Annotated in this window: 20 protein-coding genes; 11 read left to right on the plus strand and 9 right to left on the minus strand. The window is 64.2% G+C overall.

Features of this window, described 5'->3' with window-relative positions; all coding sequences use genetic code 11:
• Nucleotides 1–23: 23 nt before the first annotated feature.
• Nucleotides 24–416, minus strand: a complete 393-nt coding sequence (locus A5625_RS02385; RefSeq protein WP_066988772.1) for a carboxymuconolactone decarboxylase family protein — start codon at nt 414–416, stop codon at nt 24–26.
• A gap of 470 nt (nt 417–886) precedes the next feature.
• Between A5625_RS02385 and A5625_RS02390 the strand changes: the two genes are divergently transcribed.
• Both A5625_RS02390 and A5625_RS02395 read left to right on the plus strand, forming a co-directional pair.
• The gene (locus A5625_RS02390) at nt 887–1885 is read left to right on the plus strand and encodes an acyl-CoA dehydrogenase family protein (protein ID WP_066988823.1); all 999 of its coding nucleotides are present in this window, start codon (nt 887–889) and stop codon (nt 1883–1885) included.
• Nucleotides 1869–3044 carry an acyl-CoA dehydrogenase family protein gene (locus tag A5625_RS02395; RefSeq protein ID WP_066988773.1) on the plus strand — a complete coding sequence of 392 codons (1176 nt, stop codon included), beginning with the start codon at nt 1869–1871 and terminating at the stop codon, nt 3042–3044. The genes A5625_RS02390 and A5625_RS02395 overlap by 17 nt, the downstream gene beginning before the upstream one ends.
• A gap of 5 nt (nt 3045–3049) precedes the next feature.
• Here the strand turns inward: A5625_RS02395 and A5625_RS02400 are convergent, their stop codons facing one another.
• Nucleotides 3050–4444 carry an alpha/beta hydrolase family protein gene (locus tag A5625_RS02400; RefSeq protein ID WP_066988774.1) on the minus strand — a complete coding sequence of 465 codons (1395 nt, stop codon included), beginning with the start codon at nt 4442–4444 and terminating at the stop codon, nt 3050–3052.
• A 231-nt stretch (nt 4445–4675) separates the two neighbouring features.
• On the opposite strand from A5625_RS02400, the gene A5625_RS02405 reads away from it, so the two are divergent.
• Complete coding sequence (locus tag A5625_RS02405; RefSeq protein WP_066988775.1) at nt 4676–4855, plus strand: hypothetical protein; 180 nt, start codon at nt 4676–4678, stop codon at nt 4853–4855.
• A gap of 22 nt (nt 4856–4877) precedes the next feature.
• On the opposite strand, the gene A5625_RS02410 is transcribed toward A5625_RS02405, so the two are convergent.
• Nucleotides 4878–5711, minus strand: coding sequence for an SDR family NAD(P)-dependent oxidoreductase (locus A5625_RS02410; protein ID WP_066988824.1), 834 nt, complete (start codon nt 5709–5711; stop codon nt 4878–4880).
• 309 nt (nt 5712–6020) lie between these two features.
• Between A5625_RS02410 and A5625_RS02415 the strand changes: the two genes are divergently transcribed.
• The 3 genes from A5625_RS02415 to A5625_RS02425 all read left to right on the plus strand — a co-directional run bounded on the left by A5625_RS02415 (nt 6021) and on the right by A5625_RS02425 (nt 8797).
• Nucleotides 6021–6938 (plus strand): dihydrodipicolinate reductase, encoded by a 918-nt coding sequence (locus tag A5625_RS02415; protein ID WP_066988825.1) that lies wholly within the window; start codon nt 6021–6023, stop codon nt 6936–6938.
• A 4-nt stretch (nt 6939–6942) separates the two neighbouring features.
• On the plus strand, nt 6943–8133 hold the full coding sequence (locus tag A5625_RS02420; RefSeq protein WP_066988776.1) for a cytochrome P450: 1191 nt from the start codon (nt 6943–6945) through the stop codon (nt 8131–8133).
• Nucleotides 8134–8230: 97 nt separating this feature from the next.
• Entirely contained in the window at nt 8231–8797 is a 567-nt protein-coding gene (locus A5625_RS02425; protein ID WP_066988777.1) for a TetR family transcriptional regulator, read from the plus strand.
• Between the two features lie 342 nt (nt 8798–9139).
• Here A5625_RS02425 and A5625_RS02430 read toward each other — a convergent pair whose 3' ends face one another.
• The 6 genes from A5625_RS02430 to A5625_RS02455 form a co-directional block, all read right to left on the minus strand.
• Nucleotides 9140–9712 (minus strand): hypothetical protein, encoded by a 573-nt coding sequence (locus tag A5625_RS02430; protein WP_066988778.1) that lies wholly within the window; start codon nt 9710–9712, stop codon nt 9140–9142.
• Nucleotides 9709–10593: a hypothetical protein gene (locus A5625_RS02435; RefSeq protein ID WP_066988779.1), complete on the minus strand. Its 885-nt coding sequence runs from the start codon at nt 10591–10593 to the stop codon at nt 9709–9711. The genes A5625_RS02430 and A5625_RS02435 overlap by 4 nt, the downstream gene beginning before the upstream one ends.
• 56 nt (nt 10594–10649) lie before the next feature.
• Nucleotides 10650–11093 carry a hypothetical protein gene (locus A5625_RS02440; protein ID WP_197515940.1) on the minus strand — a complete coding sequence of 148 codons (444 nt, stop codon included), beginning with the start codon at nt 11091–11093 and terminating at the stop codon, nt 10650–10652.
• 73 nt (nt 11094–11166) lie between these two features.
• Nucleotides 11167–12531, minus strand: a complete 1365-nt coding sequence (locus A5625_RS02445) for a cytochrome P450 (protein ID WP_066988780.1) — start codon at nt 12529–12531, stop codon at nt 11167–11169.
• Nucleotides 12532–12576: 45 nt separating this feature from the next.
• Nucleotides 12577–12777 carry a ferredoxin gene (locus A5625_RS02450; RefSeq protein WP_066988781.1) on the minus strand — a complete coding sequence of 67 codons (201 nt, stop codon included), beginning with the start codon at nt 12775–12777 and terminating at the stop codon, nt 12577–12579.
• A gap of 48 nt (nt 12778–12825) precedes the next feature.
• Nucleotides 12826–13527, minus strand: a complete 702-nt coding sequence (locus A5625_RS02455) for an SDR family NAD(P)-dependent oxidoreductase (protein WP_066988782.1) — start codon at nt 13525–13527, stop codon at nt 12826–12828.
• 369 nt (nt 13528–13896) lie between these two features.
• On the opposite strand from A5625_RS02455, the gene A5625_RS02460 reads away from it, so the two are divergent.
• The 5 genes from A5625_RS02460 (at nt 13897) to A5625_RS02475 (ending at nt 18610) form a co-directional block, all read left to right on the plus strand.
• Nucleotides 13897–15342: an aldehyde dehydrogenase family protein gene (locus A5625_RS02460; protein ID WP_197515941.1), complete on the plus strand. Its 1446-nt coding sequence runs from the start codon at nt 13897–13899 to the stop codon at nt 15340–15342.
• Nucleotides 15339–16544: a CaiB/BaiF CoA-transferase family protein gene (locus A5625_RS02465; protein ID WP_066988784.1), complete on the plus strand. Its 1206-nt coding sequence runs from the start codon at nt 15339–15341 to the stop codon at nt 16542–16544. The genes A5625_RS02460 and A5625_RS02465 overlap by 4 nt, the downstream gene beginning before the upstream one ends.
• 222 nt (nt 16545–16766) lie before the next feature.
• A complete protein-coding gene (locus A5625_RS28915) occupies nt 16767–16949 on the plus strand; it encodes a hypothetical protein (protein ID WP_156747870.1) in 183 nt (60 codons plus the stop codon).
• Nucleotides 16939–17757, plus strand: coding sequence for an ABC transporter permease (locus tag A5625_RS02470; protein ID WP_066988785.1), 819 nt, complete (start codon nt 16939–16941; stop codon nt 17755–17757). Before A5625_RS28915 ends, A5625_RS02470 begins: the two co-directional genes overlap by 11 nt.
• Nucleotides 17758–17764: 7 nt before the next feature.
• Nucleotides 17765–18610, plus strand: a complete 846-nt coding sequence (locus A5625_RS02475) for an ABC transporter permease (RefSeq protein ID WP_066988786.1) — start codon at nt 17765–17767, stop codon at nt 18608–18610.
• Nucleotides 18611–18626: the final 16 nt, after the last annotated feature.

The raw sequence follows: 18626 nt of genomic DNA on the forward strand, positions 1-18626 counted from the left end.
CCAGTGCGCCCGGCTTCGCCGCGCTAGCGATCGCCACGGTCCCGGTCCAGTTCGGCAAAGGCTTCTCGTGCGATGCGAAAGCTGTCCACGGCAGCTGGCACGCCCGCGTAAATGGCCACCTGCAAAAAGACCTCACGGATTTCTTCACGGGTGACACCGTTGGTCAGCGCCGCCTTGACGTGTGTCCGCAGTTCGTTGGGACGATTGAGCACCGAGATCATCGCCAAGTTGAGCATGCTGCGCGTCTTGCGCGGCAACTGGTCACGGCCCCAGATGGCGCCCCAGCAGTACTCGGTGACCAGATCCTGCAGGGGCCCGGTGAAGTCATCCGCGTCGGCGAGCGCTTTGTTGACGTACTGCTCGCCCAGCACGTCGGAGCGGATTTGCAGCCCCCGCTGATAGGTCTCGCGATCCATCCAATGCTCCCTTCACCGCGGCCCCCGGGTGGTTTGCCGTAGGTGCCGCCGAGTTCCGACTGCCTGAGCGCAGTCTTGCACCGTGGCCGACGCGCGCGGTCTCCAGTCGACCTTCACATGGACTTGCCCGCGTGCGTCCTCGTACTTGATTGGCGACGGCTGGAATGTCGTTACCGTCCAATCCTGCAGTGGCAGTGGAGACTTCGAGGGATTGTGGTGCGGGTTTCGGGCGACTCGGTGAGGAGCGGTAATGACCTGAGCAAGCGCCGACGTCTGATACGTGATGTCGACCGAACGATTCGGCTTCACTGACGAGACGGTGGACGGCCTCGTGACCAGCGCCTAGTTCGCAGCACCAATTCCGCTCATCACGGCGTTTTCGGTGACTCCATGCCCGGATTCAGAGATTATTACTTGCACAACGGAGAATGGTATTCTCGCCGTGACAGTCACGACGAGAGGCGGCGCGGATGCTGTTGGAGTTCGATGCTGACCAGCGACTGTGGCAGGACACCGTGCGCGACGCCGTCGCCAAGCAGTGCCCGCCTTCGCTGGTGCGCAGCGTGGCCGAAGAGGGCGTCGACCCGAGCCCGCTGTGGAAATCGTATGTAGACCAGGGCTGGACCGAGCTCAATGAATCGGAGAGCGCCGTCGAGCTGGCCATCGTGCTCGAAGAGCTCGGCCGCGCAACGGATCCCACCCCCTTTCTGGCCACCATGAGCCAGTTCGCGCCGCTCGCGGCCGACCGGTTCGACCCGCACCAGTCGGGCACCGCGGTGTACGGCGGCGTCGCGGCGCACCGTGACGCCGAGGGCTGGGTGCTGGAGGGCACCGCCCGCCACGTGCTGGACGGCGATCGCGCCGATCGGCTGGCGGTGGTGACCGATGCCGGGGTGTTCCTGGTCGCGTCCAATCACGTGTCAGCCCGGCGCGCGGCGGTGTTCGACCCGGTACTGCACGTCGCCGACCTGTCCTTCGCGGAGGTCCGGGTGCCCGACACCGAGCGGCTGTCCGTAGATGCGGAACGCGCTCATCATCTTGCGCTGACCGGCATGGCCATCACCATGGTCGGCGCCTGCCAACGCATCCTCGACCTGGTGCTCGAGCACGTCAAAAACCGTCAGCAATTCGGTGTGGCGATCGGTTCTTTTCAAGCGGTACAGCACAAGGCCGCCGACATGCACGTCGCGGTGGAACGTGCTCGCGCGCTTGCTTACTTCGCCGCGTTGACGATCGCCGCCGATGACCCGCGCCGCCGACTGGCGGCCGCGATGGCCAAGGCCTCAGCGGGGGAGTGCCAGTCGCTGGTGTTCCGGCACGGCTTACAGCTGCACGGCGCGATGGGCTTCACTTGGGAGAACGACTTGCAGTTCGCGCTCAAGCGGGCCAAAGCCGGCGAGCTGATGCTCGGCGGCGCTGCCGAGCACCGGGCGCGAATCGCGGAGGAATACCGTGCAGCTGACTTTTGATTCCGACGTCGAAGAATTCCGGGCGGAGTTCTCGGCCTTCCTCGACGAAAACCTGCCTCCCGCAAGCGAAACGCTCGAGCGTCCCCGGTCTGTCTCGCACATGCCGCAGTGGGCACGCGACTGGCAGCGGCTGCTGTTCGACAACGGCTGGCTGCTGCCCAGTCAGCCACCGGAATTCGGTGGGCGCAACGCGACGGTCATTCAGCAGTTCGTCTATCTCGAGGAACTGAGCCGCCGCCGGATCTACCACAGCTTCAATCCGCAGGGCGTGAATATCGTTGGGGCCTCGCTATTGTCGTTCGGCAGCGACGAACAGAAGCGGCGGTGGGCGGTCCCGATCCTGCGCGCCGAGATCACCGCTTCACTCGGGATGAGCGAACCCAGCGCGGGCTCCGACCTTGCGTCGCTCCGCACGCGCGCCGTGCTCGATGGCGATCACTTCGTCGTCAATGGCCAGAAGGTGTGGACCTCGGGGGCCCACGATGCCGACATCCTGCTGACGTTCGTCCGTACCAATCCAGATGCGCCGAAGCACAAGGGAATCAGCGCGCTCGTCATCCCCACCGATTCGCCGGGACTGGTCCGCCGGCCGTTCCCGTCGATCTGCGGTGTTGACGATCTGGATTTCAACGAGGTGTTCTTCACCGACGTGCGGGTGCCCGCGGAGAACCTGGTCGGCGAGCTCGACCAGGGATGGCGGGTGGCCAACGGATCGCTCGGGCACGAACGCACCATGATGTGGTTGGGTTTCGCCGATCGCATGGAGAACATGATCGACGATTTCCATCCCAGCACCGAAGTCGAACGCGACCAATACGCCAGTACGATCATGGACCGACAGGCGCTGCGCCTGCTGGGATCGGCGGCGTTGGCCCGTGCTTCGCGCGGCGAAGATGACGTGGCCGCGATCTCGGTGCTCAAGCTACTGGGCTCCGAAGCGGAGCTGCGTGGCATGGAGCTTGCGCTGACCTCGGCCGGATCCGACGGACTCATCCACCCGGGCCAGACCGGGCCGTACGCGCATATGAACCTCGACCACTACTTCGCCAGCTGGTTCGAGCGGTACGCCCGTAGCTTCTCCGGGACTATCGCCGGCGGCACCTCCGAGATCCAGCGCAACATCATCGCCCAGCGAGTTCTCGGCCTCCCACGCGGCTAGCGCGCTCACAGGGCTTGCTCGGCGGCGTTGCTGGGCAACGGAATCCGGGCCGCTGCCGGAGTGCCCAGCTGGCCGGCCAGCCACGGCAACGCGGTGGCGAAGGCGGTGCCAGCGGTCGGCCAGTCGTGCTTTCCAGGTTGGGCGACCACCGCGCAGTCGATGCCGTTCACCCGGCCCACGGAGCACAGCGACGCCGCGGCCGCGGCCTGGTTGCCCGGGTCAGAGGCCGCACTCCGGCTTGCGACAGACAGCGCGGCGCTATCGACGATCGTGATGTTGCGATGCGGCGCCGGCGAACCACCAGAGGTGATGGCGAACCAGCCGGATACCCCGGTGTAGCGACCGTGCCGGTTGATCACCGTGGTCGGGTCGAATTTCGCCCACGCGTCGGCGTCGCCGTCGAAAAGGTTGGCGATGGTTTGTTCCTTGGTTCCGGTGTTGGGGGTCAGGTCGCCCTCGATGTCGACGAACGAGCTGAACATGTCGGGGTGCATGACGGTGAGATCCACTGCGGTCGTCCCGCCCATTGACCAGCCGACGACGCCCCAGTGGGACGGGTCGGGGCTGACGCCGAAGTTCGAGACCATATAGGGCACAACGTCTTTAGTCAGATGGTCGGCGGCATTGCCGCGGGTTCCGTTGACGCCTTCGGTGTCGTTGTCGAACGCCCCGCTCGGGTCCACGAACACCAGCACCGGTGCATTGCCGTCGTGCGCGGCGGCAAAGGCGTCGACAGTCTGTACGGCATTGCCGGCGCGCACCCAGTCGGCGGGCGTGTTGACCATGCCGCCGATCATCATCACCGTCGGCAGCTGCGGCGGCGGGGAACTCGCGAACCACGCCGGCGGCAGGTAGACGAGTTCCTCGCGGTGCTTGAAATGCGACGCGTCGTCGGGCGTCTGCACCGACACCAGGCTGCCGTGCGGCGGCTTGGCTCCCTTCGCCGCCAACACGATCACGGCGGCCTTGTCGGTCTGGTTGGGCAGCCGAGTGGAGGTGATCTGCTCCCACGCGCTCTGCACGGTTTGGAAGTAGCCGACCCATTGGTTGAGCACGAGCAGCGAGCAGAGCAGGCACAGCGGCACCGCCAGGATTGATAGTGCACGCCGCCACCAATGCGCGCCGCGCCAGCCCAGGATCAGGACCGCGGTGGCCATGCCGAGCAGCGCGATCCACACGTATAGCGCGTGCGGCGCCGACTTGCTGGCTCCGTCGGCGATGCAGGAATGCGCCCCGAGGGCCGTCATGACTCCGGCGACGACGGCGACCGGCAGCCACACCAGACGCCAACGACGCGAGCGCCACCCGGCGGCGAGCCCCAGCATGATCGGCGTGACGATCTGCGCCGTGATCGGCACCCAACCGTGGATCAGAGATATGTGGTTGCCCAGAAGCGACATGGCGATTCCTCCTCTCAGCTGCCAGCGATCCAGCTGCGTGAAAAAAGGATCGAATGCCGACCTCGGCGAATCCTTGGTGGATTCTTGGGCGCGGTCCGGCGTGCAGCGCGGGGGTACAGCCTCGGGTGCGAATCTGGCGTGTTCCAGTGAATGAGTCCAACCAGTTCTAGAGTCCTGAAGCCCGGTATAGACGCGATTCCCCCAACCTGAGGTCCGTCATCAACCAGTGCGGTGGAGTTCGCCTCTGCGGACCCGCTGCCGGACGACAGCACCCGCGGCGCGCACCCGGTCGCCACCATCTCCGCACCGGTTCTCGACGCCGACGAACGCATTGCGCTTGTTCTCGCCATACACCCGTTGGGCCATGACGATTCGCGAGATCCGGACTGCCGCGAAGCTACTGCCGCCTGAGGTCGACCATCTGCGGGAACTCCTAGGATCGGTTTACCAGGGTGGCCGTCCGCTGCCACAATTCGTCGCAGTGGCGAGGGTCGTAAGTGATCCGGTGCGCGCGACCGACGCGCCGTTTCACGAAGTAATCGCCGGCGGGCTCGAAGTCTTGACTCTCGTCCGCAGCCAGCCACACCAGTTGATCACACGCTGCCTCCGGGGTGATACCGACGAGCCGTTCGGAGTGCGCTCGCTCCATGACCTTCAGAACGCGTGAACCCGATGCCGGGCCGAAGTTGCTGTTGACGAAGCCGGGGTGAAACGACGCGGCGGAAACACCGAGCCCGCCGTAGCGACGGTGCAATTCGCGAGTGAACATAACGAGCGCGATCTTGGACCGCCCGTAAGCAACCGTCGGGCGCACCGGCATCACGCAGAGCAGGTCGTCCACCGACACACCTGGACGCACCAATCGTTGCGACGAGCTCGACGTGCAGATGATCCGCGCCTTGGAGGCGACCAACACGTCCATCAACAAGGTGGTAAGTAGGAACGCCGCAAGGTAGTTCACCTGAAGCACGCTGTCGAACCCGTCAACGGTGAGGCCGTCCGCCGCAAAGACACTTCCGGCATTGTTGGCCAGCACGTCGATTCGCCGATATCGCTGCCGCAGATCCCCGGCCAAGGTACGCACCTGGGCGAGGTCGGAGAAATCCGAACAGAGATAGTCGGTTCCGAGTTCGTCGGCAAGCGCCTTCGTCTTCGACACGGAGCGACCGATGACGACGACGTTGTCGCCGGCCGCCGCCAACCGCCGGGCTGCTGCTGCACCGACGCCGTCGCTGGACCCAGTGATGACGATGGTCCGCTCCGACACGTGTGCCATACCCCTCGTCGGCACCGTTACTGCAACGGTTACTGGTAAGACATACTGGTGTCACCTACAGTAAGTTGTGAACTGTCGAATTGGCAACCGCTCCTAGCGCCCTGAGAGGCAAGACCCGTGACTTCATCTCCTGACACCGCGAAGCGTCGCGTCGTTCACGTCGGCACCGGCATGACAGGCAGCGTTGCGCTGCGCGCAATCATCGACGACCCAGCACTGGACCTGATCGGGGTCAAGGTGTCCTCGCCGGCGAAGGTAGGCACGGATGCCGGCGCGTTGTGCGGCCGTCCCGATGTCGGCATCGCGGCCACCGACGATCGGGCGGCAGTCCTCGACACCAAGCCCGATTGCATCGCCTACTGCGCGACCGCCGTCCGACGTGAAGACGAGGTGATCGCCGACATCGTCGGCTATCTGGAAGCCGGCATCAACGTGGTCACCATCTCCGCCATTCCGATGGTGTATCCGAAGGCGGCACCGGCCAATTGGCGCGAACCGCTTGAAAACGCCGCGCGTCAAGGTAGCTCGACCTTCTACGCCACCGGGTGCGAACCCGGCTTCGTCAGTCTCAATCTGCCCACCGCCCTGCTGGCGGGTGCAGGGGTGATCGACACCTACCGCATGGACGAGTACGCCCTCGACCTCGACTTGGCCTATCCGATCTGGGAGGTGCTGCATGAGTCGATGGGCTTCGGAAAGCCCAACGGCCACGTCCCGATTCGCATCGCTGTCGGCAAGGTGAACAACGACTGGGAACCCGTCGTGCGCTACATCGCTGACACACTCGGCATGGACGTCCAACGAGTGGCACTGGACTGGGACACGATCCTGGCTCCGCACGATCTGGATACCGCACTCGGGGTGATCCCGAAAGACACCATCTGCGGCCACCGCTGGCAACTCGCCGCGATGCACGACGAGCGTCCCGTCGTCTCGGTTCAGTACTTCGCCGCGGTGACCCCGACTCCGTGGCCCGACTCTTGGCCGCGCCCAGCGCAACCCGGCAAGGGAGGCATGGTGTTCCGCATCGAAGGAAACCCGAACATGACCCTCGACCTACATCTGGACCCCGCACCGGGCGACTCCACCAATCCCGGCGTCGCCGCGACGGCGATGGCGGCGATCAACGCCATCCCCGCGGTCATCGACGCCGCGCCCGGACTGCTAGGCGCGCCACTGGCCGGCCCGTCGATAGTGACCCGTCAGATCCGGCGCTGACACGATGAACCAGGAAATCGTTGACCTGTATTACGACCCGTTTGACTTCGACATCGACGAGGATCCATATTCGGTGTGGCGGCGGATGCGCGAGGAAGTGCCGCTGTACTACAACGAGCGTCACGACTTCTACGCGCTGAGCCGATGGGATGATGTCGCTCGTGAGCTGCCGAACTGGCAAACCTACCGGTCGGGGCGCGGCACCGTCATGGATGTCATCAAAAGTGGCATCGAGGTTCCTCCGGGGGTGATCCTGTTCGAGGACCCACCGCAACACGATCTGCATCGGCGATTGCTGTCGAAGGTGTTCACCCCGCGCCGGATGGCTGCCATCGAACCGTTGACGCGCGAGTTCTGTGTGCGGGCTCTCGATTCGTTGATGGGGCGGAACGGTTTCGACGTCGTCGCCGACCTCGGCGCCATCATTCCGATGCGCACCATAGGTTATCTGCTCGGTATTCCCGAACACGGCCAGCAGCTGATCCGCGACACCACGAACAATGCTATCGACCTGAAGGAGGGTCAGTTCGCGGTCGGCGACAAAGCGTTCGAGGAGTCGTATCTGTTGTTCTCTGAGTACATCGACTGGCGGGCCGACCATCCATCCGACGACCTGATGACGCAGCTGCTCAACGCTGAACTGGAAGACGATGGTCGAGTACGCAAGCTGACGCGCACCGAGGTGCTCACCTACACCAGCATGATCGCCGGTGCCGGCAACGAAACCACTACCCGGCTCATCGGTTTCGCGTGCCAGCTGCTGGCCGATCACCCGGCCCAGCGCCGCGAGCTTGTGGCCGACCCCGCACTGATCCCGGGTGCCATCGAGGAGGTGCTGCGCTACGAGGCGCCGTCGCCGGTGCAGGCGCGATACGTCGCCCACGATGCGGAATGCCTCGGCCAGCTGATCGCAGAGGGCTCAATCATGTTGCTAATCAACGGATCCGCCAACCGCGACGAAGCGCACTTCCCGAACGGCGAGCAGTTCGACATTCACCGTCGAGGTGGGCACCTCAGCTTCGGGCAGGGTCTGCACTTCTGCCTCGGTTCCTCGCTGGCACGCATGCAGGCCAGGGTCGTGCTGGAAGAGATCCTTAAGCGGTGGCCGCAGTGGGACGTCGATTACGCGCGTGCGAGCAAGGCCCATACCGCCAGCGTGCGGGGGTGGTCCAAGCTGCCGATCATGACACGATGAGCGTCACACCGCGGGCAAGGAGGTGAGGGTGCAAGCTTCGAAGCCGCAGCAACAATCCGTCCGACGAGCGCGAGGCTCGCTGACTGAAGATGCGATCGTGGAGACAGCCTTCGCGATAGCAGCGGAGTCCTCAATCGAGGAGCTCAGCATTCCGCTGGTCGCCAAATCGCTGGACGTCGGCGTAACCAGCATCTACTGGCACGTACGCAACAAATCAGAGCTTCTCGACGCCATGACCGACCGCGCGTTGCGCCGCAGCGGATTACCGGCGTTCACCGAGTCGGACGATTGGCGCGAGTCGTTGAAGGCGCACGCACGCGGCGTGCGCCGGACCTTCCTCAGCGATCCGGTGTTGACGGACCTGATCCTCATTCGGGGCGCACTGAGCCCGCTGGCACGACGGCTCGGTGAACAGGAGACGCAGAAAGCGATCGCCAACATGATCGATTCCGGTCTCGACGAGCAGACAGCCCACGACACGTACTCCGCGGTGTCGGAACTCGTTCGAGGGTCAATTCTTCTCGCGAGATTGGCACAAAAGCACAACGCAGCACAGCAGAGGGAGTCCGCCGACGAGGACGGATTTACCAGCGCCCCAGTACCGCCCGACGATCGAGCATTCGAACTTCTTCTGACCTCACTGCTCGCCAGCGCCGCGCCGTGACTCGCAGGTTTAGTCGCTGCGTTCCCGGTTCAAAAGCGATGTAGTTCCCTGGGCGCCAGAGGACTCCGCAAGAGGCCACGGGCACCAACAAGCAGCCGGCCTGGGTTACCGAACACCACCGTGTGCGCTGACCGAGACAGCCGCACCCGCTAGCCGTGGCCTGCGAGATATCAGCAGAATTACAACGGCGCGGCTCTAACTCCGGGTGGACTCGCTATCGGGGACTCGCCAAATCCGCGGCCTCGAGCGTGCAGCCACGGCGGCCGCCCTCGGCGTGTCGTCGCCCTCAGCTCACAGTGAAAGCCGTGGGTTCACACTCAATGGTCGAACAGCCGAAACGGCCTAGACCGGATCGAATTTGGTGATCAGCCACTTGCCGTTGACTCGGGTCAAACTCACTAGCACGCTACTGGAAGCCATCGCGGGGTCGGGATTGTCTTTACTCGTGGTGCTCTGGTCGACGAGCACCAGCACGACGGCCGAATTCGGATGTAACTCCTGAACCGCGGCCCCCAGCACCCGTGCGTTGGTTTTCAGTGACTTCTGTTTGGCCGCCGGAGCCACGATCTGTTCGGTGAACTGGTTGTAGTACGACAAGAAGTCGCCGGACAGGTGGCTCTTGGCAGCGGCGAAGTCTTTGTCGAGTGAGTCGGGCGAGTAGGACAGCAACGCGACCGTTCCCTCGGACGCCGCCTTGGCGACCGCGCTCGCGACGCCGGGATCGGTCTGCTTATCCGGCCGGTACTGCTTGAAGTACAGCCAGGTCGCCGCGCCACCGGAAAGCAGCAGCAGCACAATCAGAATCACGGGAACGACTTTCACCGTGCGCCGCGCACGCGGGGCACTGGTTTCGGTGCGCTCGGTTTGTTCGGCGGTCTCGTCGGCGGTGTCGATGGTGGGCTCGTCCTCACTCATGGGATGAACTCCACGTTCGACATCTTGTATTGCCCACCGTCGTTTTTGACGGTCACCTTGAGCCGCCAATTGCGTGGTTCGTCTTTGGCGCCTGCGGCGTTGGTGATGTGCGATGTCGCCGCGACGAGAACCAACCCGAAATCGCCGTTTATGGATTGCACGGCCGCCGCATTCACGGTTCCCTGGGTGACCACTTTGGACTGCTCAACGACGGTCGTGAAATCTTTTGCACGCGCCTGGAAGTCGTCCCGGAACTGGCCAGTCGAGCTGTCGATCACCCGCTGGACGTCCTCCTTGGCTTTGTTGAAGTCCATGGAAGTCAGATTGACGACGCCTTGTCTGGCTCCCGCGATGAAGTTCGCGGCGCGTTGGTTGCGCTCGACGGTTTCATGACGCTGCCACATCATGTATCCGCTGGCCGCGACGAAGGCACAGATGAGGACGATGACAGCCGCTTTCCATGCCACCGACCACGAGGGCAGCCGGAGACGTCGCCGAGAGCGGGCCGGCTCGGATTCCGATTCTGCGTCTTCGGGGGTTTCGTCGGAGAGTTCTTCCTCGGTCTCTGCTTCGTCGGCGTCGGTTGCTTCGGCGGTGTCGGTGACGTCGTCGTCCGCCGTCGCCTCGTCCGTGTGAGCCGCGTCCTCGTCGGCGTCCGGAGATTCTTCATCCGATGTTTCGGCCGCCTTCTCGGGCGGTTCGTCGGCCTCCGCCTCAGCTTGGGCCAGCGCTTCGCGCCGCAGTCGGGCGGCACGAGCGCGGGCACGCGCCGCGGCGGCAAGTGCTTCGGCTTCGGCGGCTTCCGCTTCGGCTTCTTCGATCAAAGCCATCGCATCGGCTTTCGAAGTGGCCGAATCTTGCGGCTTTTTTGCGTCAGCCATCGTGCTCACTGCCTGTCACTTTCAATGATCGACTGACTCCGATACGTCTCACGCGGCTAGAATCGCACGAGCGAGAACGGGTAACTGTTGCTGCCCCCCGGTCCGCCACCGCAGCCCGTGTCAAACGTCGAGTCGACCTGACCCGCCAGCGTCACCGCATCCCACGAGTAGACGTCATGCGAGGGAAAGAACTGGACCACGCAGCGCACACCGAAGGGATCGTCAGCGGCCATGGTGTAGCGGCCGTCGGCCAGGTGGGCCTCTCCTCTCCACGGCGCCGCTTGCCCGTTGGGCTGCGGAGTTGCGTACACCTGCAAGCATCCCGGTGTTGCCTGGACGCACGGATTGATCGACCAAAGCCAGAAGTGGCCGGGATCCCGGTTGGTGTTTACCGCGTAGTTGGCAAACAGCATGTCCGCGTGGGCGCTCGGCGTGACAGTCAGCGCGGCCATGGCAAGCGCAAGGCTCATTGCGAAAGTCTTCACCGTTGCGTCTCCCATCTGTGCTCGCGCGATTGCCCCAATATAGGGCGCTGTCACGCTGAACAGGCCCACTCGTAGAAATTGTGAGCGCTCAGTCGATGACCGCGGCTTCCTTGCGTTCGGTGATCGGCCTGGCGAGCTCTTGCTCGTCGCAGATCCGTTGCAGCTTCTCCAGCGTCTCGTCCAGGCCGGCTCCGACCTTGCGGCCGGGTGTGAAGGTGGCGGGCAGCTTGCGCATGCCCTGGATGACACCGATGGTCTCGTAGTGGACGGTGCCTTCGGGGTCGCACTGGTAGTCGGGCATCCGGTCGAGCACCGCGGTGAGCATGGATTTGAATACCGTGCGAGCCACGTTCGATCCGATGCACCGGTGGACGCCCAGCCCGAAGCTGAAATGCCGGTTGCCCTTACGGTCGAGGACGATCTTGTCCGGGTCGTGGAAGACTGAGGGGTCGCGGTTGGCCATCGCCCACGAAATCCACAGCCGCTCACCCTCTTTGAACCGGGTGCCGTCGAGTTCGGTGTCGTCGGAGAAGGTCCTGCCGTCGCCGGGGGCCGGGGTGAAGTAGCGCAGGAACTCCTCGGTTGCCGGGTCGAGCAGGGTTTTGCGCTCATTGCTGAGCAGCTGTCGCTGCTCGGGGTGCTCCGAAAGCCATTCCAGCGAATGAGCGGTCAGTGCGGTCGTGGTATCGAAGCCGCCGCCGATCACCAGGCCCAGGTTGCCGAGGATTTCCAGATCCGGAGCGGGCTCGCCGTCGATGCGCATCTGCAGCAGGCCATTAATGATTCCCGGCCGTGGGTTCTCGCGGACCTCCAGCATGTTGTTGACCATGTCGAGGCCCATCTCCCGGTGCATCGCGGTGACCTTCTCGATGTCGGGGGAGTGCTCGGGCGTGTAGACCGCGGCGTGCACCGGCTCGCTGTACATGTTCCACTTCTTCAGCGGAATGCCCAGCATCGCCAGTGTCAGAACTGCGGGCACGATGTTGGCCAGGTCGTCGACGAAGTCGATGCGGCCACTCTCGATCTTCTCGTCGAGGCACGCGCGCGTCACGTCGTCGATGAACGGTTCCCAGCGCTTCACCGCCGCTGGTGACAGATACGGGTTGAGCACCGTGCGGTAGGTGCGGTGCTCCGGGTCGTCCATCTCCAGAATCCCGCCGCGCACCGCACTGACCCGGCTGGCCGTGGGGATCGAGATGCCTTTGTAACCGCGGCGTTCGCCGTGGATGTCGTGATCGTTGGAGACTGCGGGGCAGCGGGCCAGCTCGAAGACCTCATGGCTCCCGGCCGCAACCCAGTGCCCGCCATAGGTTTCGGTCCAGGCCATGGGGCACTTGGCGTGCATCTCTTCGGTGATCGCCTTGAATTTCGACCGGTACTCGGAAGAATGACGATCGAAGTGGTACCGGTTTTTCTTGCGGTCGCTGTCATTGACGACGTCGTCGACACTCAAGCTCTGTCTCCCTACGTGTTTCGCTGGCTAAGGACCGGTACCGGCTCAGGCGTCGTCGGAGATCATGATGGCCTGCTCCGGGCAGGAGTGTGCGGCTTCACGCACCTGGTCCTCGCGGTCGGCCGGCACCACCTCGTCGATCGCCGACGAACTGCCGTCGATGTCGCTGAGCTGGAACGATTCGGGAGCGATCATCGCGCACAGGGTGTGGCCTTGGCACCGTTCTGAATCCACCCAGACCTTCACGGGCTTTCTCCTTTCATTTGCCGGGCACCGCAGACGAATCGCCAACGCTCACGTGTTTCGACCGCCATTGACGCCCAAGATCTGACCGGTGATGTAGCCGGCTTCCTCGGACACCAAAAACGCGCACGCCGCCGCAATGTCCTGGGGTGTGCCCATCCGGCGCACCGGGGTCCGGGCGATGGTCTCGTCGATGTCGCCGAGGAATCCGTTCTTCTCGGCCGCGCGCAGCATCGGGGTGTCGATGAAGCCCGGCGGTACCGCGTTGACCGTGATGCCCTTGGGCCCGTACTCCAGCGCGAGCGACTTCGTCAGGCCGTTGACCGCCGACTTGGCCGCCACGTAATGACTCATGTAGGGCGCACCGGAATGCGTGCTCGACGACGAGATGTTGACGATGCGTCCCCACCCCGCCTCGACCATGTCGGGCAGCACCGCCTGGACGGTATGGAAAACGCCGTTGAGGTTGACGTCGATCACCCGATGCCAGTCCTCGAAGCTGATGTTGTTGAACTTCTTGAACCCGTCGAGGCCGGCGGCGTTGACCAGAACCGTGATCGGCCCGAGTTGGCCGCGGATGGCCGATAGCGCGGCATCAACTTGCGACCGGTCGGTGACGTCGGCGGTGAATGCGAGATCGGCGTCCGACGGCCGCAGGTCGATGGAGGCGACGTTCAATCCGTCGGCGCGCAGGCGTTGCGCGACTGCGAGACCGATGCCGGACCCACCACCGGTGACTACCGCGGTCTTCATGTTGAGGCCTCTACTCCGAAGGGGGCCATTTCAGTCACAAAGAATCTCCCTTACAATTATGAGAACCTTACTCTCCACGCTGAGCGGCATGCAACACGCGCGCAACAACGCCCCAGCCTGCATGGAGAGGCCCAGGCCGACAGCGTACGGCCCGTTGCGGCCCAGGTCAGCACCTCGATCCCGTTCCTGAGACTTTCTTGAATTATCGAAACTCGAATGTAAGATTCGCCGGGGAAGAGAATGAAATTATCGTGACCGCCACCACACTAGGGGGTACGAATGCCCGCCCAGGACACGGCAGAGCCCGCGACTGGAGCCACCGTGACCATCGCGGATGCCGGGTCTGAGTCCCACGTCGACCGCCGCCTGTTGATCGATGGCCGGCTGGTCAGCGTGGACAAGACATTCCCCTCGATCAATCCCGCCACGGGTGCGGTCATCGGGTACGCGCCGGACGCCGGTGGCGCTGAGGCTCAAGCGGCGATCGCGGCGGCCCGCCGCGCGTTCGACACCACCAGTTGGCCCACCGATGTCGAGTTGCGGATCCGCTGCCTGGATCAGTTACATCAGGCGCTGCTCGACCACGCCGAGGAGTTGCGTGAACTCACCATCGCCGAAGTCGGTGCCACCCGGGCGCTGACCCAGGGCGCTCAACTCGACGAACCTATTGGCATCGTCCGGTTCTACGCGGACCTGCTGCGCACCTATGAGTTCTCCGAAGACCTCGGCGAAAGGGAGGCGCGGGGCATGCGCCACCACCGCTGGGTGGAAAAGGAAGCCGCCGGGGTGGTCGGCGCCATCATCGCCTACAACTATCCGAACCAGCTCGCGCTGGCCAAGCTCGCCCCCGCGCTGGCCGCCGGATGCACTGTCGTGCTCAAGGGCGCGCCGGACACGCCACTGGTCACCCTGGCGCTCGGCGAGCTGATCGCCAACCACACCGACATTCCCGCCGGGGTGGTGAACGTGCTCAGTTCGTCGGATCCCGCGTCCGGAGTCGCGCTGACCACCAGCCCGGACGTCGACGTCATCACCTTCACCGGATCGACCGGGGTCGGGCGCAAGATCATGGCCGCCTCCAGCGACACCGTCAAGCGCGTCTTTCTGGAGTTGGGCGGCAAGTCGGCGGCCATCATGCTGGACGACGCCGACTTCGCAAACGCGGCCCTGTTCGCGGCGTTCAGCATGGTCACGCATGCGGGCCAGGGTTGTGCGCTCACGTCCCGGCTGCTGGTGCCCAAGTCGCACCACGACGAGATCGTCGAACTGATCGCACAGAACTTCGCCAAGGTGCGTTACGGCGACCCGGCCGACCCCAAAACCTATATGGGCCCGCTGATCAACGAGCAGCAGCGGGACAAGGTCGACGGCATGGTCCAGCGCGCCGTGGCTGCCGGGGCCACCCTGGTCACCGGGGGTAAGAAGTTGGATCCTGGCTACTTCTATGCGCCGACGCTGCTGACCAATGTCGATCCGGACAGCGAGATCGCGCAGGATGAGGTCTTCGGGCCGGTGCTCGTGGTGATCGCGTTCGACGATGACGATGATGCCGTGCGCATCGCCAACAACTCCATTTACGGACTGGCAGGTGCGGTGTTCAGTCGCGATCAGGACCGCGCGCTCGCGGTGGCGCGCCGGATCCGAACCGGGTCCTTCTCGATCAATGGCGGCAACTACTTCGGCGCGGACAGCCCCTTCGGGGGTTTCAAGCAGTCGGGCGTCGGACGCGAGATGGGGGTCGCCGGACTCGAAGAGTTCCTGGAACGCAAGACCTATGCCGTGCCCGCCGTCTCAGCGAAGGGAGCCGGCGCATGAGGCCGCTCGAAGGCATCCGTGTCCTGGAAGTCGCCATGTATGGGTTCGTCCCCTCGGCGGGTGCGGTGCTCGCCGAATGGGGCGCCGACGTGGTCAAGGTCGAGCACGCGGTGACCGGCGATCCGCAGCGTGGGCTGCGGCAGACCGGGATGTTGCGGGTCGAGGGCGATCCCAACCCGAACATCGAGCACGCCAACCGCGGCAAGCGCAGCATCGGTCTGGACATGTCGGTGCCCGAGGGTAAGGAAGTGCTCTACGAGCTGGCCCGGCGCGCTGACGTTTTCCTGACCAGTTTCCTGCCCGACCACCGGCAGAAATTCGGCATCGACGTCGACGACATCCGGGCAATCAATCCGAAGATCGTCTACGCGCGCGGGAGTGCGCTCGGCCCACGCGGCGAAGAGTCGACCAAGGGTGGCTACGACATGACCGCCTTCTGGTGCCGGGCCGGGACGGCCGCCACCATCACTCCGGCCGGCATGCCGGGCATGATCGCGCCGCCAGGGCCGGCATATGGCGACACCATCTCGGGCACCAACCTCGCCGGTGGCATCGCGGCGGCGCTGCTTAAACGCGAACGCACCGGCGAGCCGTCCGTCGTCGACGTGTCGCTGCTGGGCAGCGGGCTGTGGTCGCTCGGCCACACCGTCGCGCTGACAAAGCATCTGAACCAGCGACTGGAGTCGCCGCCGCCCGGCGTGCACGGCGCACCTAATAACCCCTTGGTGGGGCTGTACACCACCTCCGACGGCCGCTACATCTCGTTCGTGATGATGCAGCCAACCAAGTTCTGGGCCGATGTGTGCCGCCACGTCGATCTGCCGGAGTTGGCCGACGACCCGCGCTTCGACACGGTTGAGAACATCGCCGCCAATACGGCCGACGCGGTAGAGCTCCTGACCAAGGCCATCGGCACGCGCACGCTGGCCGAGTGGAGCGAGCGCTTCGCTACGCTTTCCGGGCCGTGGGCACCGGTGCAGGACACCCTGCAAGCCGCGGACGATGCACAGATCCGCTCTAACGAGTACATGGTGCAGGCGGGTGAACTCGAGCTGGTGGCCAACCCGGTACAGTTCGACGTCGCAGCGCCACAGACCGGGCCGGCCCCCGGATTTGCTGAGCAGACCGACGAGATCCTGATGGAGCTCGGCCTCGACTGGGACCGCATCATCGAACTCAAGACGGCCGGCGCCGTCACTTGAGTACTACTGGGACTGGAGCTAGCCCTGACATGCCTGAGTCGATCGTCGCTTCCTTTGTGACGCAGTTGCCTTGCGTCATTGAGCCAATCGCGGAGTGCGCGATAACGGTTATGCATTTTTCGCTCCGCCCGGGCGCGGCATGAGTCATAATCGCCGGACGCTTCAAGACGTGGAGCCCTCGTTTTGTAGCGCCCACTCACGCAACAACTACGGAGGTCTGGCGTGAGCGAGCTAGCCGCTGTCACATCGGTGATCGATGCCGGAACATTGCTGCTCGCTGAGCATTTCGCCCTCGCCAGCACGCCTTCACGGCCGTCAATACTGCTGAATCTACCGGAGCCGTTGCGGCAGAACAAGACTGTCGGTCTCGTAGCTTGGGAAGGGGCTGGCGCCGATGGCAACTAAGGGAGCTGACCACTGGTCGGCGGGACTGCCCGCGCTAAGGCTCAAATTCGACCTCTCCGGGCCCATGCAGGCCGTCGGGGCCTTGTTCGCAATGTCGGCCGATGCGGTCAGGTTCGTGTTCCGCCGGCCGTTCCAGTGGCGGGAGTTCCTCGAGCAGTCCTGGTTTGTCGCGCGGGTGTCGCTGGCTCCAACGTTGTTGGTAGCGATCCCGTTCACCGTGCTCGTCAGCTTCACGCTCAACATCCTTTTGCGCGAACTGGGCGCGGCGGATCTATCCGGTGCGGGTGCCGCGTTCGGTGCGGTCACCCAGCTCGGGCCGCTGGTTACGGTTTTGATCGTGGCGGGCGCGGGTGCGACGGCTATGTGTGCGGACTTGGGGGCGCGAACGATTCGCGAAGAGATCGACGCGATGGAGGTCTTGGGCATCAACCCGATCCAGCGGTTGGTCACACCGCGCATGCTGGCTTCCGGATTGGTGGCCTTTCTGCTCAACAGCCTCGTCGTCATCATCGGCGTCCTTGGCGGCTACGTGTTTTCGGTGTTTGTGCAAGACGTCAACCCGGGTGCATTCGCCGCGGGCATCACCCTGCTGACCGGCGTGCCCGAGGTGGTCATTTCCTGTATCAAGGCAGCGCTTTTCGGCCTCATCGCCGGTTTGGTCGCCTGCTATCGGGGCCTGTCGATCACGGGCGGGGGCGCCAAGGCCGTCGGCAACGCGGTGAACGAAACCGTGGTGTATGCCTTCATGTCCCTGTTCGTCGTCAACGTGGTCGTCACCGCGATCGGCATCAAGATGACGGCGAAGTAGGGCAACGATGGCGCTGAGGGCTGCATATCCGCGATTAACCCGCCAACTCGAGAGGCCGGTCGCCCTGATGGGCCGGATCGGCGACCACACGCTGTTTTACGGGAAGGCCCTCGCCGGGGTGCCGTTCGCGGCTACCCATTACACGCGCGAAGTCATTCGTTTGATCGCCGAGATCAGCATGGGCGCGGGCACTTTGGCGATGATCGGCGGCACCGTTGTGATCGTCGGCTTCCTGACGCTGGCGGCGGGCGGCACATTGGCCATTCAGGGATACACCTCGCTCGGCAACATCGGCATCGAGGCGCTGACGGGCTTTTTGTCCGCGTTCATCAACGTGCGTATCGCGGCGCCGGTGGTCGCGGGTATCGGTTTGGCGGCCACCTTCGGCGCCGGGGTGACCGCTCAGCTGGGTGCCATGCGGATCAACGAAGAAGTCGATGCGTTGGAGAGCATGGCCATTCGGCCGGTTGCCTATTTGGTGAGCACCCGAATCATGGCGGGAATGATGGCGATCACGCCGTTGTACGCCATCGCCGTGATCCTGTCGTTCTTGGCCAGTCAGTTCACCACGACGTTCCTGCTCGGACAGTCGCAAGGTCTATACCAGCACTATTTCAACACGTTCCTGAACCCGATTGACTTGTTGTGGTCGTTCCTGCAGGCCATCCTGATGGCGCTCACCATCCTGCTGATCCATACCTACTACGGCTATTTCGCTTCAGGTGGGCCGGCCGGAGTCGGCAACGCCACCGGCAACGCGGTGCGCACGTCGCTCATCGTCGTGGTGTCCGTGACGCTGTTGGTCTCGCTTTCTATCTACGGTACGAACGGCAACTTCAACCTGTCCGGTTAGCAGAGGAGGTGAAACA

Origin of the sequence: Mycobacterium sp. 1465703.0 (assembly GCF_001672975.1) — a bacterium.
Taxonomy (GTDB): domain Bacteria; phylum Actinomycetota; class Actinomycetes; order Mycobacteriales; family Mycobacteriaceae; genus Mycobacterium.